We start from the raw sequence: 26,036 nt of genomic DNA, 5'->3' as shown, positions 1-26,036 counted from the left end.
GCCTATTTTACATGCTTGGCATTTTTAACCGCTTTTGCATGTTTAACAATTTCACCAAAGTCCTTCCCACAAAGAGAAGCACCCCCTATCAAACCACCATCGACATCTGCCAACTTCAATATCTCATCAGCATTCGATGGCTTAAGGCTGCCACCATATATAATTTTGATATTTTTAGCAAGCTCAACATGGAAGTTTGTGACGATCGAGCGTAAGTAAGCATGGACTTCCTGAACCTGTGATGCCGTTGCCGCAAGCCCTGTACCAATCGCCCATACTGGCTCATACGCAATGATAACATTTCTCAATTGATTTAGAGTCAGCTCATTTAATACCGTGCTAAGCTGAGTTTTTAATACTTCCTCCAATTTACCTCTAGTTCTTTCTTCTAATGTCTCACCAACACAAACAATGGCACAAAGCTCTGCTTCAGTTGCTTTTTTAGCTTTCAATGCAACATCGATATTACTTTCACCAAATAGCGCGCGACGCTCAGAATGTCCAACAATAGCGTATTGACAATTAAAATCCTTAAGCATGCTCACACTAATTTCGCCCGTGTAAGCACCATCATCATATTGGCTAACATTTTGCACACCAAGAGCAACGCCTTTGATATTGTCGCTAACATAGGACAAATAAACATTAGGCACACACACTGCCATATCGGCAGAGAGCGATTCTGTTGATAATTTATTTAATGACTCACATAGACTTTTAATCGATAATAGTGAGCCATTCATCTTCCAGTTGCCAATAATAATTTGCTTTCTCATCGTTACTCCATATTAAGCATTTAACTTTTCTTTAACTTTTTCAACCAAATAATCCACCCACTTTTTGGTTAGATCAACTGTTTTTGCCTCAACCATTACACGCAATACGGGTTCGGTACCTGAGGGGCGCAATACCACACGACCATCATCACCTAAGGTTTTCTCGACAAAGCTAACATCTTCAATCAATAGACTCATATCATTCGCATCAAGTTTCTTTGTCAACGGCACATTAATCATCAACTGCGGCATTTTTTGACTATCAGCCAGCATTGACAAAGGTTTATTTGTTTTTGTTAATAATGCCAAAATTTGCAATGCTGCCATTAATCCATCTCCGGTTGAATTATAACGAAGATCAATAATGTGCCCCGAAGATTCACCACCAAGCGCCCAATTATTCTCAAGCAACAACTCCATCACATAGCGATCCCCCACTTTAGCACGCTTAAATGGTAAATTAAGCTTTGAAAATTCCTGCTCAATCGCAAGATTCGTCATCACCGTACCGACCACACCAGGTATATTTTCATTGTATTTTGCTAAAGCCAATAAAATATCATCGCCATCAACCACACATCCTGTTTCATCAACAAGCATAATCCGATCACCATCACCATCAAAGGCAATACCTAAATCAGCGTTTTGATTGATAACTGCGGTTTTTAATGCATCTAGATGTACCGCACCACAGTTTTCATTAATATTTAAACCATCCGGATTTGATGCAATGTTAACAGTGTTCAAATTCAAGCGCGAAAATACTTCTTTGGCAACACGAAATAGCGCGCCATTAGCGCAATCAACAATGATTTTTTTGTCACTCAAATTAATCTGATCCGCAAATGACGTCAAGCAATGCTTAATATAAGGTTTAACTTCATTGATCTGACTATAAATTTCACCAAACTCACCTTCTGGCTGGTAGTAAAACTCCTCATCAATATAGCGTTCGATCTGATATTCAACATCATCAGGCAACTTATGTCCTTCAGATGAGAATAGTTTAATCCCATTATCATAAAACGGATTGTGTGATGCACTTAATACAACGCCGGCGCCAGCTTTAAAAATTGGTACCATAAAAGCAACAACGGGTGTCGGCACCATGCCTAAATTAATCACATTGACACCAACTGCAGTGATCCCTGCAATAAACCCCGCCTTTAACATATCTGAGGAGCGTCTAGTATCCTGACCAATCACGACGACAAGTGGCAGACGTTTTTCACGCAGCGCTTGTCCCACCGCGTTACCCATCTTCATTGCAAACTCAGGTGTGATCGGATTAACACCTACTTTCCCGCGCACACCATCGGTGCCAAAATATTTCCTTGCCATGTATTTAGTGCTTTTTGCTTTTTAGATTTAAAACGCTCTACATTATGCGCTACTAAATAGAAATCGTTAAGTGCTTTTCTTGGCGAAAGTCGTATTTTCGCTGTGACAGCACTTTAAAAACACTTAACCACAGACCAACCTCCACAAAAAACAAGGTAAATAGTGATTGCTATGATTTCTCACTTTATTGCTCACATTCGTTTCACTTGAGTATATAGTATTAACACGCTAAGATTGCTGCTAATTTTTTTAAAAAGCCAGTATAGATCACATGAAAAAACTTCCAATTGGTATCTCAGGTTTTGCAGAAGTCATCAGCAATGACCATCTCTATATCGACAAAACGCAACATATCTACAACCTACTAGATAGAGGGAAATACTACTTCTTATCACGACCTCGACGCTTTGGAAAATCACTACTTATCGACACCATCAGACAAGTTTTTCTAGGCAATAAAAAATTATTTACAGGTCTACATATAGAGAAACACTGGGACTGGCAAGTGCAACACCCTGTACTGCACTTTACCTTTGGCGAAGGCAATGCTGCCTCAACAGAAGAGTTAGATGCCAAAATCATGCGCTTCTTAGATGAGTATTACCAAAGTTATGAAATAGATAATGTCTACAGCGAAATCAGCAGTCGCTTTGCTTATTTAATTGAACAACTTGCCAAAAATCACCGTAAAGTTGTCATTCTTGTTGATGAATATGACAAACCAGTACTGGATAATATCGACAATACCGAAATGGCAAAAGCGATGCGCCAACGCCTTAGAAACTTCTATAGCGTGATCAAATCTCAGGATGTTAATATTCAATTTGCAATGTTAACCGGCGTATCACGCTTTACTAAAATCAGTATTTTTAGTGAACTCAATAATTTAAAAGATATTACTCTTGATCCACGTTATGCAGACATCTGTGGCTACAACCAATCTGAGTTAGAACACTCTTTTAAAGACTATTTAACCGCTGGTAATGTCGATCTAGACCAGCTTAAAAAATGGTACAACGGCTATAACTTTGCTGGTGACAAGACGCAAAGAGTTTACAACCCTTTTGATATTCTACTATTCATTGATGGTGGCTATCGTTACCAAAGCTATTGGTTTGAAACGGCGACACCCGCTTTTTTGGTTAAGATGATCCAACAAAATCGCTACTTTATCCCTAATTTAGAAGATCTTGTTGTCAGTGAGACCATGTTGTCGAAGTTTGATATTAACGATATGCCGATCGCCACTTTACTCTTTCAAACGGGTTATTTAACCATCAAAGAAATAACAGCACGCGGCAATCGCATGGCATATCGCTTGGGTTATCCCAACTATGAAGTAAAATCAAGCCTAAATGAATCTCTTGCCAATATTGGCACAACCACAGATAACAAAGACTTTATACTTGGTCGCTTGGTTAGCAGTTTTGAAGAAGGCAATTTTGACGACTTAAAGATGATTTTAAGCAGTCATTTTTCCTCTATTCCACATGATTGGTATCGCAACAACCAGATCGATCAATATGAAGGGTTTTATGCCAGCATTGTCTATAGTTTCTTAAGCGCTTTAGGCTATGACACAATACCAGAGGACGTTACTAACCATGGTAAACTCGATTTAACGATAATAATGGATGACAAAATTATCATTATCGAGTTTAAACTCGCCAAACTAGGTGACGCTAAGACCGCAATAGAACAGATCAAATCAAGGAAATACCCTGAAAAATATCTTGCTCTGGCTAAGCCTATTTATCTTGTTGGCATAAGCTTTGATACCGAAGAACGCAACGTTGCTGAATTAGAGGCTGAGCTGTACCAATCGTAAATTATTTGCAGATGACGTAAACAAGTGACATTCTCCACTAGCTGTGTCATAACGTTGTTAGATCGAACTCATAATTTGTCAGCCTGATTTCCCGAAAACACATACCCTTTTAACCCCACAATTGTTACAATACTGGCGATTTTCAACAAGCACTGGATTCTTTGTAATCATTTTGGCAGTGCATATACAAACTAAGGGATAGAATAATGGATCGTAATTTAGCATTAGAAACCGTTCGCGTTACCGAAGCTGCTGCTTTGTCTGCTTGGCGCCAAATGGGTCGAGGAGATGAAAAAGCAGCTGATCAAGTTGCTGTTGATGCTATGCGTCGCGCTTTAAATGGTCTAGATATCGATGGCACTGTCGTCATTGGTGAGGGTGAGCGAGATGAGGCGCCAATGCTTTATATTGGTGAGAAAGTCGGCAAAGGTGGACCCAAGGTTGACATCGCACTTGATCCACTAGAAGGGACAACCATCACAGCCAAAGGTGGGCCTAATGCCTTGGCAGTCATTGCCATGGCAGAAGATGGCGGTTTTTTAAATGCCCCTGATGTTTATATGGAAAAGATTGCAGTAGGTGGACATGGCATGCCGGCAGATATTATCGATATCAATGCGACACCTGCTGAGAATTTGAAAAACTTGGCGCAATTTAAAAAAGTCCCTATTGAAGCGCTCGTTGTCTGTATATTAGATCGCCCACGCCATGAACAGATTATCCGTCAAGTCAGAGAAGCCGGTGCGCGCATTGCCCTTATTGGCGACGGTGATGTTTCCGCAGTCATTGCTACCGCGCAAGAAGATACTGGCATTGATATGTACATGGGCACAGGAGGGGCACCCGAAGGCGTGCTTGCCGCGGCAGCCCTTCGTTGTTTAGGTGGACAAATGCAAGGTCGCCTTATTTTCAGAAATGACGATGAAAAAGCACGCGCTAAGAAATGGGGCATTAATGATTTGAATAAAATCTATCATTTAAATGACCTAGCTTCTGGCAATGTGTTGTTTGCCGCAACAGGTGTCACCGATGGGCAGATGCTCAAAGGTGTCAAACGCAAAGGTCAATTTGCACAAACACATAGCCTTGTCATGCGCTCATTATCAGGCACAGTAAGACATATCGAAGCCGAGCACAATTTCAACTTCAAGAAAGGTTTTGAGTATTTATAACCGAGATTAGGTAAAATATGCTTTCACATAAACAATTACTGATCTTTGCTGCCATTGCCAAACATGGCAGCATTACCAAGGCATCGGAGAGCTTAAGTCTCACGCAGCCGGCATTAAGTACAGCACTATCATCACTTGAGACTCAGCTTGGCGTTAAGCTCTTTGATCGCATTGATCGCAAAATCGTGCTTAATCATCATGGGCAACAGCTTTACCCCAAGGCAATGGCGCTTTTAGAAGCTACTGATAAAATTGAGCATTTCTTCAAACACACACAAGCACTTGTCGGCAGTTTGCATATTGCCGCAAGTAATACGATTGGTAATTATATTCTGCCGACACTTATGTCTTCCTTTAAACAACAGCACCCTGAAGTTGAGCTATCCCTTAACATTGGTAATAGTGAACAAGTTATTGAATCGGTGATTTCCCATCAAGCAGATTTGGGATTTATTGAGAGTGCTAGCTTAAGTAATCAGACCAATTGTTTTGCCTTTGCCAAAGATAAATTGAAACTTTTTGTGCATAAAGATCATCCTTTAGCCAAAGAAAAAACGGTCGATATTAAAACACTGAAAAAACACCCATTTATTCTCAGAGAAAAAGGCTCAGGCAGTCGCACGCTGATCGAGCAGACCATGCTGCCATTATTTGATTATCAATTGAATTTATTCTTGGAGCTTGGTAGTAGCGAGGCCATTATTCTTGCGGTATTAAATAGCAATGCCATTGGCTGTGTTTCACTATCTGCCTTACACAATCAATCAAACATTCACATCCTTGAATGCCCTGAAATGAAACTTGAAAGAGACTTGCTTATTGTCCAAAATAAACGCGCGCACATCTCAGAGCTTACCGAAGAGTGGCTCGATTGGGTCACTAATAAATAATTTCAATCCAACCCATAAAATTTAACACATTTTATTTATATAAGAGTCAACATAAACTAACACCATAACAATATTCATAGAGGTGTTTATCATGACTCAGAAATTACATGGTTTTTTAGAAAAAGTCCCGACACCAATGGCTGGTTTAGCCCTTGGTATTTCAGGTTTAGGTTGGTGTGCTGAAAATGCATTACCAGCTAACCATAGCTTACAAATCGCTTCAGCAATTATTGCTGGCATTTTATTATTATTTGTTGCTGCTAAATTTATTGTTTGGCCACAAAAGCTGCGTCAAGACCTTGCGCACCCTGTTGTTGGCAGTGTGGTACCTACTTTTGCCATGGCTTTAATGATTATCTCCAACAGCATTAATTACGTAAGTCATCTTGCTGCTGAACTTGTATGGGTTTTTGCAGTGACTATTCACTTACTCTTTTTAGCGGCATTTATTTATCATCGCATGCGTGAATTTAAACTACACCATATGGTGCCATCATGGTTTGTGCCACCTGTTGGCATTATCGTTGCCGATGTTGCTTTCCCTGGTGGTGTGCTACAACCATTAGCAAGTGCACTATTGTATTTCGGCTTAATCAGTTATGCCATCTTATTACCATTAATGCTATATCGCGTGATGTTTACGCATGAGATTCCTGATGCAGCTAAACCAACCATTGCGATTTTTGCAGCCCCTGCCAGCTTATCATTAGCGGGTTATTTAACAGTTACCCAGGATCCATCACCTATTATTGTGATGCTACTATTTGGCATTGCCATATTGATGACTGCAATGATCTATTTAAGCTTTGTTAAATTAATGAGCTTAAGCTTCTCCCCTGGGTTTGCGGCATTTACTTTCCCGATGGCTATTGGCTCAACTGCCTTATTTAAAACTGCTTACTGGGCAGAGCATACCTTAAACCTTGCACCGCAATATGTTAGCCAAATCCATTACTTGGCAGTATTTGAACTTATTATTGCTGCACTCGTTATTGGTTATGTTGCTTGGAAATACTTCTATCATCTTGTTATTGAAAATCTATTTGTTGCTCAAACTGCTTCTTCTACCAACTAACATCCAACATCTAACATCTAACATCTAACATCTAACATCTAACATCTAACATCCAATCAATTATTTCTGAAAAAACATAAAAACCAACTATATTAAATAGCAGAGCATAAAACGGAGTTTAAGCGTGCACATTAAACATAATAATCGCCTTACCACTACATTGGCTTGATTATTTTGTTGATATTGTCATGAAGATTTCACTCACCACAGCTACTATTCAGCTGATACTCGCCATGGTTATGTGGTATAGATTAAGAAAGAGATGATTATTTATCTGAATCGTTATAGTAGGCGTTAACACCTTTAAGAATTTTAAGCGCTTTTAAGCGCGCTTCAGCTTCAGCCAGCATTTGACGCGCTTCTTCGACTTCCACTTTGTCGCTATCACGTGCTTTCTTTAATGCTTCTTCGGCTTGTTGACGCGCCTTCTCAGCAGCAGCTTCATTAAGATCTTTAGCACGCTCCATCACATCAGAGAGAATAATCACTTGATGTGGCTGAACTTCTAAGATGCCACCAGAGATATAAAGCGTATCTTTTTCATTATTTTCACGTTCAATGCGGACGACACCAGGAGGCAAGGTCGATAGAAGCTGTGTATGACCAAAGGCAATACCCATCTCCCCTTCCGTGCCTCTGAGGCTTACCATTTTGGCACGCGCCTCATAGACTGAGCCTTCTTGACTAACCACATTGACTTTCAGTAGTTTATCAGACATCACTGATACCTCTTAGATTGACTTTGCTTTTTCAATCGCTTCTTCGATGGTTCCAACCATATAGAAAGCCTGTTCAGGCAAGTGATCATACTCACCTGCAACAATTGCTTTAAAGCTTGCAATCGTATCTTTCAATGGCACGTATTTACCAGGGTTGCCGGTAAAGACTTCAGCAACGTGGAATGGCTGTGATAAGAAACGTTGGATTTTACGCGCACGTGATACGATCAATTTATCTTCTTCAGATAATTCATCCATACCTAAAATCGCAATAATATCTTTTAGCTCTTTATAACGTTGTAGTGTTTGTTGAACGCTGCGCGCTACTTCGTAATGCTCTTGACCAACCACTAATGGATCCAACTGACGAGATGTTGAGTCTAATGGATCAACCGCAGGGTAAATACCTAACTCAGCAATTTGACGTGACAATACGATTGTTGCATCCAAATGCGAGAAAGTTGTTGCAGGTGATGGATCTGTTAAGTCATCCGCAGGTACGTATACGGCTTGAACAGAGGTAATTGAGCCTGTTTTTGTCGAGGTAATACGCTCTTGCAACACACCCATTTCATAGGCAAGTGTTGGCTGATATCCTACAGCTGATGGCATACGTCCTAAAAGTGCAGATACTTCTGTACCTGCTAATGTGTAGCGATAAATGTTATCGATAAACATCAATACATCACGATTCTCATCACGGAAGCTCTCAGCAATTGTCAAACCTGTTAATGCCACACGTAAACGGTTTCCTGGTGGCTCATTCATTTGCCCGTAAACCAATGATACTTTATCTAGTACGTTAGAGTCTTTCATCTCATGATAAAAGTCATTACCTTCACGTGTACGCTCACCAACACCCGCAAACACAGAGAAACCACTATGCTCTTTAGCGATGTTATTGATAAGCTCCATCATAGTAACGGTTTTACCAACGCCAGCACCACCAAACAAGCCAACCTTACCACCTTTTGCAAATGGACAAATAAGGTCGATTACTTTAATCCCAGTTTCAAGGATTTCAGCACTTAACGCTTGATCTTCAAATGCAGGGGCTTTTTTGTGAATTGGTTGTCTTTCATCACACTTCACAGGACCGCATTCATCAATTGGATTACCCAATACATCCATAATGCGCCCCAAAGTGCCATGCCCTACAGGCACTGAAATTGGCGCATTGGTGTTTTTGACTTCTAAACCACGCTTTAAACCATCAGATGAACCCATCGCGATACAACGCACGACACCGTCACCGATTTCTTGTTGCACTTCTAACGTTAAACCTGTCTCGTTAACAATCAGTGCATCATAAACTTTTGGTACATTATCGCGCGGGAAAGTTACGTCAATCACCGCGCCGATAATTTGGCTAATTTTACCCATACTCATTTTTATGTCCTCTTAAATTTAAACTGCCGCAGCACCGGAGACAATCTCCGCGAGCTCTTGCGTAATCATTGCTTGACGTGCTTTGTTATATTGCAACTTCAGTGAATTAATAATATCACCAGCATTATCAGTTGCATTTTTCATCGCTAGCATTCTAGCTGCCTGTTCACACGCGAGATTCTCAACCACGCCACAGTAAACTTGCGACTCGATATAACGCACTAACAACACATCTAATACGCGCTTAGCACCTGGCTCATACAGATAATCCCAATGCCCTGTAATCGATTTATCTTCTTTTACAGCGCCCTCTTTCGGTTTAAGGATTGGTAATAACTGCTCTTTAGTCGGCTGCTGCTTGATGGTGTTGACAAACTTATTGCTAAACAGCATTAAGTTATCAATTGTATTCTCATCAAACGCCTTAACCATTACCGATACTGCACCGGTAATTGAGCTTACTGTATCACCATCGTGAAAGTTGGCAACAGAGACGATATTGACCTTACGTAAGCGCTTAAAAAAGCTCTCAGCTTTAGAACCGATTAAGCATAGATCAACTTCAACCTTCTGCTCTTGGTAATGCTTAATTGACTTTAACACTTCTTTAAACAAGTTAATATTCAAGCCACCGCATAAACCGCGATCCGTCGAAACAATCACCATACCGACACGCTTAACTTCACGCGACTGGAAGTATGGATGTGTATACTCCATACTTGCACGCACAACGTGATGAATAATATCAAGCGCATAATGAGCGTAAGGTCTTGCTTCTTCCATACGATCACGCGCCTTGCGCATCTTACTGGCGGCAACTAACTCCATCGCACGCGTAATTTTCTGGGTATTCTTAACGCTGTTAATTTTAGTACGTATTTCACGACTACCAGACATGATACCCTCCTATTACCAAGATTGCGTTTCTTTGCACTCTTTGATCACTTTTTCAAGTTGAGCGGCAATCTCATCGTTGTAGTTGCATGTCTTATTGATCTCATCCATCAATGCCTTGTGCTGACTTTCAGCAAAAGCATGCAAGGCTGCTTCAAATGATCCAACTTTACTCAGTTCAATCTCATCTAAGTGACCTTTATCAACTGCATATAGTGACAATGCCATTTTAGCGATGCTCAGTGGTGAGAATTGCTTTTGCTTCATCAACTCCATCACACGCTCACCACGCTTTAATTGCGCGCGTGTTGCATCATCTAAATCTGAGGCAAATTGTGAAAATGCTTCAAGCTCGCGATATTGCGCTAGTGCCAAACGTACACCGCCACCTAGCTTTTTAATGATCTTAGTTTGCGCTGATCCACCAACACGCGATACTGAGTTACCGGCGTTAATCGCTGGACGAATACCCGCATTAAATAAATCTGTCTCTAAGAAAATCTGACCATCGGTAATTGAAATCACGTTGGTTGGAACGAATGCTGAAATGTCCCCTGCTTGCGTTTCAATAATTGGTAATGCAGTTAAAGAACCTGTTTTACCTTTGACTTCACCGTTTGTCGCTTTCTCAACGTATTCAGCATTAACACGTGCTGCACGCTCTAACAATCTTGAATGAAGATAGAAAACATCCCCTGGATACGCTTCACGTCCTGGTGGACGACGTAACAATAATGAAATCTGGCGATATGCCCATGCTTGTTTTGTCAAATCATCATAAATAATCAAAGCATCTTCACCGCGATCACGGAAATACTCACCCATCGCACAGCCGGCATAAGGTGCTAAGTACTGAAGTGCTGCTGAATCAGCTGCATTAGCAGCAACAATGATTGTATGCGCTAAAGCATCATGCTCTTCTAGTTTACGAACAACATCGGCCACTGATGACGCTTTTTGACCAACCGCCACATAAATACACTTTACACCCGTATCTTTTTGGTTGATGATCGCATCGATTGCTACTGCTGTTTTACCAGTTTGTCTATCACCAATAATCAATTCACGCTGACCGCGCCCAATTGGCACCATCGCGTCAATTGCTTTAATACCCGTTTGCACTGGCTGATCAACTGATTGACGCCAAATCACCCCTGGGGCTACTTTTTCAACCGGTGAAGTGACCGTTGTTTTGATATCACCTTTGCCATCGATTGGATTACCCAAGGCATCAACAACACGACCTAATAACGCTTCACCCACTGGGACTTCTAAAATACGCCCTGTGCAATATGCTTTTTGACCTTCTTGAATATGCTCGTAATCACCTAAGACAACGGCACCAACTGAGTCTTGCTCAAGGTTAAGGGCTAGACCATAAACACCGCCTGGCAGCTCGATCATCTCGCCTGCGGCAACTTCATTTAAGCCATGAATACGAATAATACCATCGGAAACAGATACGATAGTACCTTCTGTTTTTGTTTGTGGCGCATTGTCAAACTTGGCAATACGCTCTTTTATTAATTCACTAATTTCTGCTGGAGTAAGCTGCATAGTCTTTATTCCTATTAATCTTGTTTAAGCTTGTAGCTCGTGCTGTAATTTTTGAAGCTTGCCTTTGATAGAACCATCAATAATATGATCCCCTATCTCAATCGTTGCTCCACCAATTAAACTTGCATCAACTGCCACGTCAATTTCAATTGCGCACTGATATTTTTGCTCAAGTTTTGTTTTTAATTTTTGAATTTCTGCATCAGAAGTTTCAAATGCCGTCGTGATCTTCGCCTTTTTGGCTTTCTCATCTTCGGCTTTATGTAATAAAAACAACTTATAAATCGTTGGAATAACTGTCAAACGATTATGCTCTGCAGCCAGTTTGACAAAATTCTTACCATGCTCATCAAGCACGTCTTTTAAGACATCAAATATCAATACGGATACATCTGACTGAGAATAGGCAGGGTTATCAAGCAACAATGCCACCTGATTATCTGTCACACATTCCGACAGATTAAGTAGCATAATATTCCAGTTTGCAACGGCATTATGTGCTTTAGCATACTCGTAAGCAGCTTGCGCATAAGGTCTTGCAATCGGCGTTAAGTCTGCCATGATCGTACCTCTTAAAGTTCGGCTGCCATTTCTTCCAATAAATGATTATTGGTTGTCATATCAATGTTTTTACTAATAAGCTTTTCAGCACCAGCAACAGCAATGCCTACGACTTCTTTGCGTAGTTTTTGCTTCATTGCAATCATATGTGCTTCAGCTTCATCATTAGCCGCTTTACGAATACGATCTGCATCAACACGTGCCGCTTCTTTGGCTTCTTCATCGATTTGCATCGCACGCATATTCGCTTGCTCAATAATTTTCGTTGCTTGTGCTTTTGCTTCATGAATAAGCTCTTGCGCTTTTCTTTTAGCAACTTCTAGCTCTTTTTCCGCGCGATCAGCGGAAGCCAAGCCATCAGCAATCTTTGCACGACGTTCGTCCATTGCTTTTTTCAACGGCGGCCAAACGAACTTCATGGTAAAACCGACAAAGATGATAAAGGTGATCATCTGGCCGATTAGCGTAATATTAATATCCATGATTTCTCCTTGTGGATATGTTCAGGATTTATCGTTAATTATGCACCTAGTGCTTTTGTTGCAGCTTCTGCTAAACCGTTAATTGCTAATGGGTTTGCATAAAGAACCAAGAAACCGATTGCAATTGAGATCGCCGCGAACGCATCAACGAAAGCCGCTACGATAAACATACGACCCAGTAACATACCGCTTAATTCAGGTTGACGTGCCACACCCTCTAGGTATTTACCACCTAACACACCAAAGCCAATCGCAGTTCCTAATGCAGGCAAAGCAATCAATAACGCAACGGCAATTGCTGTTAGACCGTTTAATTGACCTAGTACTTGTAATGACATTTCCATTTTTTTCTCCTTAGTTGGTTTTTTAGTTTTAGTTTTTTAACTCGTTTAATTCTTAACTCTCATTAATGGTCATCTTGCGCAAGATTCAAATAAACCACTGTTAGCATCATAAATACAAACGCTTGGATCACGATAACTAAGATGTGGAAAATCGCCCATAATCCGCCCAATGTCCATTGAATCCACCATGGCAATAAAGCAATCAAGATAAAGATCAACTCCCCTGCGAATAAGTTACCGTACAAACGCAGTGATAGTGATAACGGTTTAACGACTTCATCAATAATTCTAAAGGCGATATTTAATGGGAAAACCCAGATACCAAAGGGCGCACTTAAGATTTCTTTTAATAAACCAAAGCCACCTTTGGCCTTAAGGTTATAACCAATAATCAAAATAAAGACACTCAATGATAACGCAAAGGTTAAGTTAGGATCAGCCGTTGGCACGATCTTAAAGTATGCTTCAGACGAACCACCAAAAAGCACGATTAAGCGCCCTGCCAAGTCTACTGGAATCAAATCCATGAAGTTCATCAACAATACCCATACGAAAATCGTAATCGCAAGCGGAGTAACAAAGTCACGCTTATGATGATAAGTATCAGCTACTGCGCCATCGATCCATTCACATATGAGCTCGACCCCATTTTGGAATTTACCTGGAGTATCTGAGCTTGCTTTTCTTGCTGCTAAATACATTAAGCTTAAGAAAAACACGCCCAATACAATACTGACTATAAGGGTGTCTAAGTTTAGCGTCCAGAACGAAGAATCGCCCAAGCTCACCTGCCAATGGTGAAGATGGTGTCTTACATATTCTGAAGAAGTTAAGCTTTCTCCTGCCATATCACTCTTCTCTTATTTGTTTAGGGTTTATTTTAAATGGGTTAACTTCATAAAAAGCGGCATAAACCACATTGCCAGTTGCAACACCAAAAGACCTGCAATATACGGCAGAAACTTCGGTTGCACGTAAATTGCAATCAACACAGTGCCGACAGCAACCATGACTAATTTTGCAAACTCACAGGCATATAAAATGCACACTTCTTTGAATGGATGATATTGCGCTTTGCGCAAAAAAAGACGTAATAAAAAAACAACATTGGCTACAAACATCAAACACGAGCCCAACAGGAACCCAACGGCATAGCTTTTACCCCACAAAAGACACACCAAACTCCCCAAGATCACAAGGATCATTTGGAAAGCAAAAAAGTGCCTTTTATATAGTTTTCGGTTTGCTAGCATCGTTAGATTTTATCCCTTAATTTTACGCCAAGCAGTATATAGAGCGTAAGCTATCGGCGCAAGCGAAAAGTGTTCTTTTTATGTAAAGGCTATTAACACAAGCACTAGAGCATTTATCAGCCTAGACTTACACCCTATCCATGGGCAACTCAAAGCTAAAAGAAGTCCCCTTACCTAACTTACTCTCAACACGAATACTCGAGCCATGTAATTCTAGTAATAGTTTGACAATAGTTAGCCCCAACCCCATGCTATGTTGAGACTGCACGCTATTTTTTGCACGATAACTTGGGTCAAACACATAGGCTAACTCGTCCTCAGGAATGCCTTTCCCTTGATCTTTAATGCTTATAATAATAACATCCACGCTAGATTTAATGCTTAGAACTACTTGTTTGCCTGAAAATGAATGCTTTATTGCATTATCAATTAAATTAGTTAAGATCCTTTCAAGCGCGCGAATATCAGCATTTACATATACGCCAGTATCATCACAGTCAAGCGTCAGTAAAACACCTTTTTCTAGTGCATTTAATCGAAAAGAATTTAACACATCATTCGCTAAATCAGCAATTAATATGGGTTCTAAGCTTAATTTCTGCTGACTAGTTTGCAAGTAAGCAATCTCTAACAGCTGTTCAATAAGTCTTTGCAAATTATTGGCATTTTTTAATGCAATTTCAATATAACTCTTATTTTCAGCACCCTCATTTAGGATAAGCCATGTCTCCAAATAACCTTTTAATGATGCAAGCGGTGTTTTAAAATCATGCGAAACATATGAAATCAAGTCTTTCCTTAGTTTCTCGACAGATTTAATTCTAGTGAACTGTGCTGCGATATGAAAAGATAGTTCATCAAAGTGCGACTCTAGGCTATTTATTTCTATTGCTTTCCAAATATTTTTTTTCGGCGCTGTTGGCAATTGAGCAAAATCGCTTTCTCGAAATTGAAGCATCTGCTTATTCAGCCTCAGTATTGGCTTAGTAATACCCAGATATACATAGACAATTAAAAGCAATATCAATAACGACATAAATATCATAAATAAAAATATCTTCTTAAAGTTTGTTGACCATAGGTATTGTAGATTGCTACTTATTTTCTTGTGACTATTTAAAACAATGTATAAATACCCGACAAGCGTATCATCAGGCTTGCTAATAGGAGCAACCGAAAATGTACTTGATTCCTCTAAACTTGCTGGGTTTGTACCATAAATAGGTAAACCCTTATCGCTTAAAAAATTTTTAATTGGCTTCAAGTCAACTATATCTCTTTTAATCCCAATATTTGCCTCTGATGTTGCGATCAATCTGCCTGATTTATCAACAGCATAAACCTCATACTCAGGACCTAGCTGCATCAGATTATTAAAAATTTGGCGCAGACATTGCTCATCAACTTTACCGCGCTTCAAGTCACTATTATTAGCAACAACATAGCTTGCTAACGATCGATGAATCTCTTGATCAACCGTATCATTAAAGGTTCGATTTACATCATGAAAGGCAAAAACAATAATTATCATCACAAACAATGTTAATAAAAAGATAGGTGCTGCTAATTGAACACTTAGGCGATTTTTAAACATTTACGCACCATGAAAACTATAACCAACACCCCACACAGTTTTAATATATATAGGATTTGCAGGATCTGGCTCCAATTTCATCCGTAAACGATTAATATGTGAGTTCACCGTATGCTCATAGCCACTATATTTAACACCCCAAACGCAATCAAGTAACTGCTCTCTACTATAGACACTCTGTGGGTTTTTCGCCAAAAAATATAAGATATCAAACTCTTTGCTGGTTAACTCAACTTCTTTTTGATCTCTAAATACTTTGTGTTTATCAGGGTCTATCACAAGACTACCTATCCGTAGGCTCGACTTATGCGTACTTACAGATAAGGTATTGCGCCTAATTAAGGCTTTTACACGCGCTTGAAACTCCAATACTCCAAATGGCTTTGTAAGGTAATCATCCGCACCACAAGACAACCCTTCGACCTTATCAATCTCACTACTACGCGCTGTTAGCATTAATATTGGAGTTTTCTGGGTGTGCTCACGCACATATTTGCATAGATCCAAGCCATCACAATCAGGTAAATTAAGATCGATTGTTATTAAAGAAAACTCGTGATGCAATAGCGCCTTTTTCGCCGATTCACCATTAGCGCACACAACCACTTCAAATTCCAACATTTTAAGATTAATCTCAATCAAACCGCTAATATCTTCCTGATCCTCAATCACTAAAACTTTCACTTTTGAAATCCTCTTTGTCTTAAATTGCAAATCCACTATTTGCAGAGCTTTTGACAGGATATCATAGCACATAGCTTAACCAAATGAGAACGTATATATTTGCGCACCAGGTCTTAATGCTTTTAAAGTAATGACTCCATTTGTTACTTTTTTAAATGACAGCAGTCTATACAATCGATGATCGCTTACTAATAACTCATTTTTACTACTAATATCAGAGCCCCGATCAGCATTTAAAGGCTTGCCATTTAGAAGTATCTCAAAAGAAGCTCCTTGTTGCTTATCACCCAAGCCTGCTACCATATAAACTTGGCGTGCTGTAAAGTGCAAACTAATTTCAGCGCCTGCTTTTTGCGGGGTAATATATTTATCTGTGATTTCCCACAAACCTGACAATCCCCAATAGTTAAGTTTAAGATCCATCATACCTTTATATAGGTTTACACCATAATGCAGCCCTTGCTTATTAGCAAATCGCTCGGCTCTTTCAAGTCCAGGATAAGTCTCTGGTGTGGAATAGTAATCAACATCTTCTGATATTTGGCTTGATGCACTATTTTCATCTAGATTCTTGTTCAAGTTTAACAGCTGCTTTATATTATGCTCAATCACATCCTCATCACCTTCGCCATCATGACGATAGATCACTTGACCATCTTGATCAATAAGGTATTGCTCTGGCCAATATTTATTTTCATATCTTAACCATGTCGCAAATTTATTATCTTGGACAACTGGATAGGTAATTTTAAAATCTTTCACTGCCTTGGCAACATTTTCATATTTTTCTTCAAATGGAAACTCAGGTGAATGAACACCAATCACGACAAATCCATACCTGCCATACTTTTGATATAAATTTTCAAGGTTAGGAACTGTACGAATACAATTAATACATGAATATGTCCAAAAATCTACTAAAACGACTTTACCTTTTAGCTCTGAGAAGTTTAATGCCGAAACATCACCATTCTTCTTAGCAAAGAATTCTGTTAACGCAGATGTTTTTATAGCACTTACATCAGTAATCCATTTCCCTGGAGCAATCGTTGGTGCGTCATAAGGATCATTTAATCCATCCTTAAGATTACTATGTAATTTTATTTTTGGCTTATCACCTGGTGTAGTAGTTGATGACATCGACATAATATCTGCCGCTGAGGCATTGGTTACAAAATATTTCTGTACCACATTTGTGTACCCAAAAATTAAAGATGACAGAATGATAACAACACCAAATACTTTCTTTATTAACTGCGAACGCTGGCGCAAAAAAGCAATTTTCCCAATAATCTTTCTACTAAAGATCGCAATGATAAACATTGGAATAGCGCTACCTAACGAGAACGCCAATAAAATCAAATAACTATAATAAGTTGTTTGACTCGTAATTGTTTGCAAAATGACCGCCGCAAGTATAGGACCAGCACATGGCACCCAAACGATACTTATCAATGCACCGAAAATAATACCACTAAAAAATCCACCCTCATTATTATTCAATGTTTTTGAATTTTGCGCTGAATCGGTGAAACGCTGAGTGAGCATCGAAAATTTATTTGCCCACGAATCAAACACCATCGTAATTCCCATTAATATCAATAACGCATAAGCAACATTATTAATCCACTCATCAGGAATGCCCGTCACTTTAATCAGCGCCCTAAGTAATAAAGTTGCCAAAGTAAAAGTCAAAATAAAGCCAACAATAATTCCATAAGGTTTACGTTTTCCCCCTGTTGCGCCACCTGCTAACATAAATGGCAAAATTGGAATAATACAGGGTTGCACGACTAGCCCGATACCCTCTAAAAAAGCAAGTGGTAATGAAAAATTAAGCATGTTTATCTCTCCAGAATCAAGGTGAATTAGTCTATAAGCAGATAAAAGTAAGACATACACACATAAATATCATGATTAAGTGTGATCGAACTTATTAACAAACTAAATGAATAAGTAAAGTGAATAATGATTAATTCTCCCCCTAGAAATTAATCACTGAAAGTACGATATATAATATTACATTGACATCTTTGCGTCTTTCTTCATCATCCCATCATTTTTTTTCATTGCCATCTTGTCATCTTTCATCATCATGGCGTCATGCTTCTTCATTGCCATCTTGTCGTCTTTCATCATCATGGCGTCATGCTTCTCCATCGCCATTTTGTCGTCTTTCATCATCATGGCGTCATGCTTCTTCATCGCCATTTTGTCATCTTTCATCATCATGGCGTCATTTTTCTTCATCGCCATAGTGCTTTCTGCAGCATACACAACCGAGCTAGCACCCAGTGATATCATTGTCATTGATGCCATTAACACAATTGTTTTTCTTAAATTATTTAACTTCATATTTAGCTCCCGTTTAATTTGATTTTGATCTAAGCAATATCATTATCTGATGTAAAAATAACAATTCCATCACAAAAAAAATATTTATTCATCACGCTACAGACAAAGATAAGCTGATGTCGTAATATGCGTGTAGTACTATCTTTATGAGGTTGTGTGTTATGCAGCTTTTTATCAAATGGAATTATTAATCAAATTAAGCGAATTGCTAACTAATTGACATCTAGGCAGCGGTTTATCAATTATAAAAGTACCCACCATTACTAAATGGGAATTCTCCTGGCGCGCCTATACCTCCTAAATTGATTTCGCCGTCTGTATCACCACAGTTAAAAGCCACTCTAAAGTAGAAAATAGCACTAAATATATTTACATTTTCACAATTTTCTGGTGTGAAATTATGTCCAATAAGCTTAAGTGTTCCTCGTTGAGCACTGAATCCAGGAGAACTAAAACCCCAAGCTGTTCCAGTAAACTTAGAATATGAGACTCCAGAGCTTGAACGCACTGGTGTGTCAAGACTGCAGTCAATAGTAAGTGATATCCCACTTGCCAAACCTGAGCATGTAGCTCCTACACTTTGATCTATATGTTGATATTGTCTCCATTCTAGGCGTGTATACCCAGTAGACTCTATCTTATCGGTGCTCCAATTATATTTTGCGTATCTACCATCAGCAAAGAAAAAATAAAACTTATTTTGTTTGTACTCTGTTGCTGCAACAATAAGACGAGGGTCTAAATTATTGGCTTTAAATGCTGGCCACTCAAGAATAGTTTCAGAGTCGGTATAAGCGTGTGATCCCTCATAATCCTTGACGACTCTACCAGTACTAAAAAAGAAATATAGTGTATCACTATCAGGTCTTGGAGCAACAGCTACTAAGTCTTTACGATATTTATATACGGGTTCATTAAACTCAGATATATCTCTTAGTTCTGAAAAACTGTTGTAAGCATAGTGATATCGCCATTTCCCATTAGAATAAAAAACAATACTATAATTAGAATATCTAGCAACCGCTATTATAGAGTAAAGACTACTGTCCAAACCATACATTAAATCAGATACTGGCTTTGGATAATCGTTCGCCTCATCACGATTACCAGTAAAGCCTAGATAGGTACCATTCGAATAACCTATGTATCTAGTATCATTATATGGTGAATTATATGCAAAAATTGGCACAGAATATATACTTTGCCCATACTCTGATACAGAGACATAATCCGTATTACACTTTTGACTATCATTATCGGTTAAAGTCTTGATTTTTAATGAATTAAGACCAATGCAATTAGCAGCTAAATTATAGACATTGCGAGCTCTCTGTTGCAACACAATAACCATACCTTGACCAGGGGCATTACCCCAGAGGTTTCTTGGGGCTGGAGCATTAGTATCAATATTCGGCGTCATATTATGATGCGTATTATCACGCGCCATCACCTCTTGCCGATTTCTATATAAGATAGCCCTGTCAATATTGGCAACTCGAATAGGACCATCAGTGAACCAAGCCATATCTGCTGTAGCAAATCGAGCAAATAATTCTCTTTGATTACGTTCTAAAACATGATACCAGTATTCAGTATCTCGTTGCATCGCTCGGATTGTCGCTCCAAGATTATACCAACGAGCGCCCCAAGTATTCTCAACCTCTATTCTAAGAATCAACGCATTTCCGTTAGTTGGGAGAGCTTCCACTGGTGCAAGATTATTTCCTAAGGGTAATCGATCTCTTTGGTCATTATTATCAAAAAATGCACCCACTAATGTGCCACGATTATCTACTATTACATTATTTTGGTCACCAGCTGAATCAAGCATATTAAATACTTCACTAGGGCCATATTGACCCCCAACATATAATAAATAAATATATTGAGCTGATGCAATCTTTAAAAAAAACATCAAAAGAAAAATTGATATATATTTCATGTTTATCTACCTAATTAGATTGACTTGATAGATGGTAGTGTTTAATGCATAAATAGAAAATTATGAGTAATTATCCACCTTTCGTTACTGTTAAAACCTTTAAACAAGCAACCAATCAATTTCCTTTGCAAATCCTCAATTTAATTGAACACTAATCCATCGCTAATCTGTTAATTCATTTTGGATATGCAGCACTACAAATCATTGTAATAAATATTAACTACAAATCTTGCAGCTGTCCCCCAGTTCCAATCATTAGTGTCAGCTGGGAATTCATCATAAGCCTTATTAAAATAAATATAAGCTATAGCCACTGTTTGTCCTTCACTCAAGTCTACATATTTGCCATCATAACCAGTATTTGGCGGATACATTCCTTCTTGCTTATACTGACAATTATGATATACAGAAAATCCAACTTGATAACCACAATGAATACTATTTTTCCAAAAAATCATATTAGCACCAACTACTTTGAATTTATCCAACCAGTAGAAAGTTATGTTTGCCTCAAAAGTAGCCCAATATTGATTATCCTGACCGATTCTAAAATATGATCTTGCAACCGTATAATCATCAGGAGTCTTAAAATCCCACTGTTTATACCAATCACTATCGTTATTAATATAGAATCCGCTAGGGAACCAGTAACTAATCTTGTGCTGATATTGCACATATTTACCTGTTGCTCTATTGAAATAATAATTCTTACCATCTTTACTGAGATCTGGCTTCAATAGATTTGAAATATCTACAGCTTTCATTGCAGAAGCGCTTGCAGCACCGCAAAGTACCAAAATACCCAGTACTAAAAAATAACATTTTTTACCTGCATTCATAGTGATCTCCTTAATTTTAAAAGCATAATCTATATACGCTATACACATTCCATTTATGAGCAAAATATTGCCTGATAATTAATGTATTAATCCACAATTATAATCTTATCATTACAACAAACTGCATAACTGTGTCTACAGATACCAATTACTGACCAAAAATAATGACCGCCTTATTCTCATTAGGAAGAATTCTAAGATAATGATTGCCATGAACATGCTCAACAATATCAAATGTTGATGAATCATATCCATACTTGACCCTAAATAACTGTCGATTCCCATCTGCAGAGCTGATAACAAAATAGCTAAGTTGTTTCGTATTATCTTGAGTTGTAGACTCAAGATCCTTGCCGTGCAACCACATACTGTGAAAAGGAATTTTCTGCCAATAATAACCACTTTGATGCTCCGTCTGCTGACCAGAGAGAATCGCAAAATTGGGCTGCCATGACAAAGGTGTCGTTGAGAATTTAACATTCAATACTGGATAACTCTGTCCATTTATTTCGATTTGCAAATATCCCGTTTTTGAGTCCACTTTTAAATTAAGCGGGTGCCCGAACTCTAATCTTTGTTGAGGCATATATGCTTCAAAACCCACAGCAGGCTTGTAGAGCACTGTGTAATTAATAACAGGCATTTTATGCCCCGCATTATCATGCTCTCCAACTGCAAACTCAAGTGAATCTATTACCGAATGTCGATTATCATCTAAACCATTACTTAGACCGAAACCTAAATTAACACTAAAGGCTATAGAGCCTGCCAATGCGCTGATCGTTGCAACTCTTTTTAAAAAATTCATAGATTTAAACTCCATCTTTATTGAACACATTAGTATAGTATTTTTAAGACTTCACAAAATAATCACAGTCTAGTCATTTTTTTACTACAGAAATGACCTCACAAAGCACATATATCCTTTTTAAATACTCAAAAAGCAATAAATTTACAATACATGCGCCCTTACACAGAACCAAGCCTGATAGTTGATGATCAATAATATGATAAATTTGTTATGAAAAAGGTATTTTTTCGTGACACACAACCATAGCATCAAGATTACAATACACTCAGTTTCATCAAGCAAATTGCGCAACATTATAGCGCCTTTGGTTGAATTGAAAATCATCCTGGGAGGGTTGATGAATTTTTTGAGGGCAAATATTTTTTAGTTTACCTTAAATTTGGAAGCTGGGTTTTTAAAATGCTCAGTCATTAAATGATGAAAAATTACCACTTTGATGGGAAAGGGGATAAAAATGAAATATGGGAAAATTAAGCCAGTGCTTGCATTGGTTGCTAGCAGCTTATTTTTATATGGATGCTCTTCAGGGTCATCTGCAGATTATCAACAACAAGGATCTAGTTTAGATGGCTATGTCATCTCATCCGAGGACATTGACTCAACACAAAGCGCTTATACCAAGCTGCCTGTTAACCTAAGCATGAAGCATTTGAATATTAGCAAAGAGAATAATGCAAAGCTCTATTCAATTGTCACCCACAGCTCTAAAGACATTACCATTGACAACGCTTGTCAAAACATCCCGATTGGTAACAACTGTGACTTATTAATTAGTAATATTGGGAAGTACAATGTAGGTTCAGATATCAAATTAGATGCTTTAATTGATGATAATAAGACATCGATATCGACAACAATACATGCCAATGCTAACAACCTGTGGAGCAGTAGGGATAAAAACATTACCCTTCCACTTAATCAAATTATCGATTTTTCAGTTCTTAATACTAGCACCATCGATAACATTGTATTCGATCAACCTGTCTTCACTAGTGATAATTCAAACAATGACTCTGTAAATATTTTAAATAATTCTTGCCTAACTCAATTATCACCAGGTCAAACATGTTCGTTTGATATCATAGCAACAAAAAACATAAGTGGCGCTGTAACTCTGTCCGAGCAACTACTACCTATTGCTAATATTACTTTTGGTAATACCGATATTGAGGATATCGCCTTAAAACCATTGCCTGAAAACACAAAACCTAATATAGATTATCCGGTTATCTACCAATTAATTAATAAATCCAACTCATCCATTAGTGACCTTGCCATCAAAAGCACTTCAAGCGCTGATAACGCTTTTGCAATAAAAGCGGATAGTAGCTGTATCACTAAAACAACCTTAGCTGCTGGCGAATCATGCTTAATTGAACTTGATTTTAAAGGCGATATGCCTGATACCAACTATTTTAGTGATATTGATGTAACCTATAGTGGTGGTGAGGCGCTTAAGCTTAAATTACATACTTATACACATGAAAATAATCTTACTGTAAGTTACCTTAACTCATTACCTGATAATATATTAACTGGTATAACTTACCCTTTTACCTATGAGGTCTCAAACAGATCAAAACAACCTATAGATATCAAAAGTCTCACCGATAACTTCGATTCTGATAAAGGAATTGTTATCAACCCTGATCAGAGTAATTGCCTAAGCTATAAATCAGGGGGGACAATTGATGTTTCTCAATCATGTCGCATTGCAGGAAAATATATCACTACAGATAGTACGAGAAATGCCTTGATTGCCTCAACCATTTCTCCAGTTGGTGCAGCTAATGTTAATATCATTAATCATGCTCATAATATCGCATCTGCGTTAATGATTAAAAAAGATCTTGAGATTCCAGACAACATATTGCCCAACAGTCAATATCACTTTAAATATGAGATCATAAACAGCAGCGCAGAAACCGCTCAAAACTTGATCTGGTCAACAGCCACTAGCAACTATAAGAAACTAGAGTTCACCAATAACAGCTGCCAAGACCTTACGTCTCTTGCCTCTGGAGAGAGTTGTATTATTGAAGGAGATGTTACATCTGGTGAGTTAACCACTGGACAAACGATTGCGGTTTACAATACAGCAATAGCCTATAAGGGCGCTAAAACCATTTCTATTGGCACAATTTCACAAATAACAAACGCCTCTATTCAATACACCCGTATACATGATATTCCCAAAGCAACGATCTCAGGAACAACGTTCAATTTTGAATATCAGTTTACAAACGTTGGTACAGAGCCTGCCACTGGAGTGAAATTTTATGTTAGTGCAGAGCAAAGCGATGGCTTTATTGTCGATAAAGATAACAGTAGCTGTAACACGCTAACCACTTTAAAATCTGGAGAGTCTTGTAGCTGGAAAGGACAGTTTAAGCCTTTAAACCAAAATAATGACATCAACTATAGGACGATTGCAATAGCTGCCACTTATAATGAGGGGCAGTCAACAACATTAACCTCCACAAGTAAAATTTCATCAATTGATATTAATAAGTCTAGTTATAGCATTACTAAGAACAATGCAGAATCGGATGGTAAAGATATTAATATTGTAGATATTTTTATCAAAGATAGCGCTGGAGATTTGCTCGAGGGAGTGACTAATTTATTAAATGCTCATGCTGGCAATTTAAACTCAACGTCAATTGTTAGTGTCAATCAAGGATATCAAGCAAGTTTCACATCGGATAAATCAGGATCATATCCGCTAAATATTCTTGTTGATAGTCAACAAATCAAGCCGCTTGATGACAACAATTTAATATTTAAGGGCAACGGTGGCTTTACACCTATATATCCACCATTACCTAAGTTATTAAATACAGGGGTTAATCAATTTGACGCTAATCATTCGCTAGGTGCTATCGGTCAGAGATTTACCGGCGAATCAGTATATAAAATATATAGCAATGATAATGGTGGTGCTCAAAGCTCTCAGTATGAAGTTAGAATAACTGATCCCAAAGCTATTAATGTTAGCGCTGACGATACCACTGCACGATATATACAGCCTACTATAACTATGAATCCTTCGATAGATCACCCGATTAATTATTTTTTCATTTATAGATTTACGCTACCTGATGGCATTGACCTAAGTAAGGTAGAGCTTACATTAGATGCATATACTAATGTACTGCCTGATGACTCTGTTCCATCTATTCCTAAAAGCAAAATTTCAATAAACAATCAGAAAATCTCTAATATCACCATGCTTGAGCCAGAGATGGGATCACATAGTCCAAATGTTATAATCAATGACAAAACATGTAAGCTGCAACACATTTGTCTTGTAAAAGGTGAAAACACTTTAAGATTAGATGTCTATGCATATATTCCCAACGCTGTAACTGCAATAAAAGTTGATCACACAGATCTACATTATACAAGCCTATAAAATACATCAACATTGTGAGTAGCATATAGCAAACAACATTAATTAAACACACATCTTCTAGGGGGGGGGGAGGTCAAAGAAATAATCAAAAACTATAGTCATTTTGTAAAAATTT

Annotated in this window: 23 protein-coding genes; 5 read left to right on the top strand and 18 right to left on the bottom strand. The window is 38.3% G+C overall.

Annotated features, from left to right (window positions below; all coding sequences use genetic code 11):
- Positions 1 to 2: 2 nt before the first annotated feature.
- Positions 3 to 776, bottom strand: a complete 774-nt coding sequence (gene tpiA, locus NYP54_RS08835; protein ID WP_283156197.1) for a triose-phosphate isomerase — start codon at positions 774 to 776, stop codon at positions 3 to 5.
- 12 nt (positions 777 to 788) lie between these two features.
- On the bottom strand, positions 789 to 2,117 hold the full coding sequence (gene glmM / locus NYP54_RS08830; RefSeq protein WP_283156196.1) for a phosphoglucosamine mutase: 1,329 nt from the start codon (positions 2,115 to 2,117) through the stop codon (positions 789 to 791).
- A 271-nt stretch (positions 2,118 to 2,388) separates the two neighbouring features.
- Here glmM and NYP54_RS08825 point away from each other — a divergent pair, with 271 nt between their 5' ends.
- The 4 genes from NYP54_RS08825 to NYP54_RS08810 all read left to right on the top strand — a co-directional run bounded on the left by NYP54_RS08825 (position 2,389) and on the right by NYP54_RS08810 (position 7,082).
- A complete protein-coding gene (locus NYP54_RS08825; protein WP_283156195.1) occupies positions 2,389 to 3,945 on the top strand; it encodes an ATP-binding protein in 1,557 nt (518 codons plus the stop codon).
- Positions 3,946 to 4,151: 206 nt separating this feature from the next.
- Entirely contained in the window at positions 4,152 to 5,117 is a 966-nt protein-coding gene (glpX, locus tag NYP54_RS08820; protein ID WP_283156194.1) for a class II fructose-bisphosphatase, read from the top strand.
- Between the two features lie 17 nt (positions 5,118 to 5,134).
- Positions 5,135 to 6,007 (top strand): LysR substrate-binding domain-containing protein, encoded by an 873-nt coding sequence (locus NYP54_RS08815; protein WP_283156193.1) that lies wholly within the window; start codon positions 5,135 to 5,137, stop codon positions 6,005 to 6,007.
- A gap of 91 nt (positions 6,008 to 6,098) precedes the next feature.
- Entirely contained in the window at positions 6,099 to 7,082 is a 984-nt protein-coding gene (locus NYP54_RS08810; RefSeq protein ID WP_283156192.1) for a TDT family transporter, read from the top strand.
- 266 nt (positions 7,083 to 7,348) lie between these two features.
- On the opposite strand, the gene NYP54_RS08805 is transcribed toward NYP54_RS08810, so the two are convergent.
- The 16 genes from NYP54_RS08805 to NYP54_RS08730 form a co-directional block, all read right to left on the bottom strand.
- Positions 7,349 to 7,801: a F0F1 ATP synthase subunit epsilon gene (locus NYP54_RS08805; RefSeq protein ID WP_117002275.1), complete on the bottom strand. Its 453-nt coding sequence runs from the start codon at positions 7,799 to 7,801 to the stop codon at positions 7,349 to 7,351.
- Positions 7,802 to 7,813: 12 nt separating this feature from the next.
- Positions 7,814 to 9,190 carry a F0F1 ATP synthase subunit beta gene (atpD, locus tag NYP54_RS08800; RefSeq protein WP_117002276.1) on the bottom strand — a complete coding sequence of 459 codons (1,377 nt, stop codon included), beginning with the start codon at positions 9,188 to 9,190 and terminating at the stop codon, positions 7,814 to 7,816.
- An 18-nt stretch (positions 9,191 to 9,208) separates the two neighbouring features.
- Entirely contained in the window at positions 9,209 to 10,087 is an 879-nt protein-coding gene (gene atpG, locus NYP54_RS08795) for a F0F1 ATP synthase subunit gamma (protein WP_283156191.1), read from the bottom strand.
- Positions 10,088 to 10,099: 12 nt separating this feature from the next.
- Positions 10,100 to 11,641, bottom strand: a complete 1,542-nt coding sequence (atpA, locus tag NYP54_RS08790) for a F0F1 ATP synthase subunit alpha (RefSeq protein ID WP_117002278.1) — start codon at positions 11,639 to 11,641, stop codon at positions 10,100 to 10,102.
- A 24-nt stretch (positions 11,642 to 11,665) separates the two neighbouring features.
- Positions 11,666 to 12,202: a F0F1 ATP synthase subunit delta gene (locus NYP54_RS08785; RefSeq protein ID WP_283156190.1), complete on the bottom strand. Its 537-nt coding sequence runs from the start codon at positions 12,200 to 12,202 to the stop codon at positions 11,666 to 11,668.
- 11 nt (positions 12,203 to 12,213) lie between these two features.
- Entirely contained in the window at positions 12,214 to 12,684 is a 471-nt protein-coding gene (locus NYP54_RS08780; protein WP_117002280.1) for a F0F1 ATP synthase subunit B, read from the bottom strand.
- Positions 12,685 to 12,722: 38 nt separating this feature from the next.
- Positions 12,723 to 13,028, bottom strand: a complete 306-nt coding sequence (locus tag NYP54_RS08775; RefSeq protein WP_117002281.1) for a F0F1 ATP synthase subunit B — start codon at positions 13,026 to 13,028, stop codon at positions 12,723 to 12,725.
- Between the two features lie 62 nt (positions 13,029 to 13,090).
- The gene (gene atpB / locus NYP54_RS08770; protein WP_283156189.1) at positions 13,091 to 13,876 is read right to left on the bottom strand and encodes a F0F1 ATP synthase subunit A; all 786 of its coding nucleotides are present in this window, start codon (positions 13,874 to 13,876) and stop codon (positions 13,091 to 13,093) included.
- A gap of 27 nt (positions 13,877 to 13,903) precedes the next feature.
- Complete coding sequence (locus NYP54_RS08765; RefSeq protein ID WP_117002283.1) at positions 13,904 to 14,281, bottom strand: ATP synthase subunit I; 378 nt, start codon at positions 14,279 to 14,281, stop codon at positions 13,904 to 13,906.
- 127 nt (positions 14,282 to 14,408) lie between these two features.
- Positions 14,409 to 15,875: a HAMP domain-containing sensor histidine kinase gene (locus tag NYP54_RS08760; RefSeq protein ID WP_283156188.1), complete on the bottom strand. Its 1,467-nt coding sequence runs from the start codon at positions 15,873 to 15,875 to the stop codon at positions 14,409 to 14,411.
- Positions 15,876 to 16,559: a response regulator transcription factor gene (locus NYP54_RS08755; protein WP_283156187.1), complete on the bottom strand. Its 684-nt coding sequence runs from the start codon at positions 16,557 to 16,559 to the stop codon at positions 15,876 to 15,878.
- A gap of 75 nt (positions 16,560 to 16,634) precedes the next feature.
- Positions 16,635 to 18,401 (bottom strand): cytochrome c biogenesis protein CcdA, encoded by a 1,767-nt coding sequence (locus NYP54_RS08750; RefSeq protein WP_283156186.1) that lies wholly within the window; start codon positions 18,399 to 18,401, stop codon positions 16,635 to 16,637.
- Positions 18,402 to 18,578: 177 nt separating this feature from the next.
- On the bottom strand, positions 18,579 to 18,914 hold the full coding sequence (locus NYP54_RS08745) for a hypothetical protein (protein WP_283156185.1): 336 nt from the start codon (positions 18,912 to 18,914) through the stop codon (positions 18,579 to 18,581).
- A gap of 238 nt (positions 18,915 to 19,152) precedes the next feature.
- Positions 19,153 to 20,856, bottom strand: coding sequence for a hypothetical protein (locus NYP54_RS08740; protein WP_283156184.1), 1,704 nt, complete (start codon positions 20,854 to 20,856; stop codon positions 19,153 to 19,155).
- A gap of 194 nt (positions 20,857 to 21,050) precedes the next feature.
- Positions 21,051 to 21,695 (bottom strand): hypothetical protein, encoded by a 645-nt coding sequence (locus tag NYP54_RS08735; RefSeq protein WP_283156183.1) that lies wholly within the window; start codon positions 21,693 to 21,695, stop codon positions 21,051 to 21,053.
- Between the two features lie 148 nt (positions 21,696 to 21,843).
- Entirely contained in the window at positions 21,844 to 22,503 is a 660-nt protein-coding gene (locus tag NYP54_RS08730; RefSeq protein ID WP_283156182.1) for a hypothetical protein, read from the bottom strand.
- A 457-nt stretch (positions 22,504 to 22,960) separates the two neighbouring features.
- Between NYP54_RS08730 and NYP54_RS08725 the strand changes: the two genes are divergently transcribed.
- On the top strand, positions 22,961 to 25,921 hold the full coding sequence (locus tag NYP54_RS08725; RefSeq protein ID WP_283156181.1) for a hypothetical protein: 2,961 nt from the start codon (positions 22,961 to 22,963) through the stop codon (positions 25,919 to 25,921).
- Positions 25,922 to 26,036 lie beyond the last annotated feature (115 nt).

It is taken from the genome of Cysteiniphilum sp. QT6929, assembly GCF_030035755.1.
GTDB classification, from domain to species: domain Bacteria; phylum Pseudomonadota; class Gammaproteobacteria; order Francisellales; family Francisellaceae; genus Caedibacter; species Caedibacter litoralis.
Note: the sequence above shows the minus strand (reverse complement) of the source record. Positions and strands in the feature narration are given on the sequence as shown.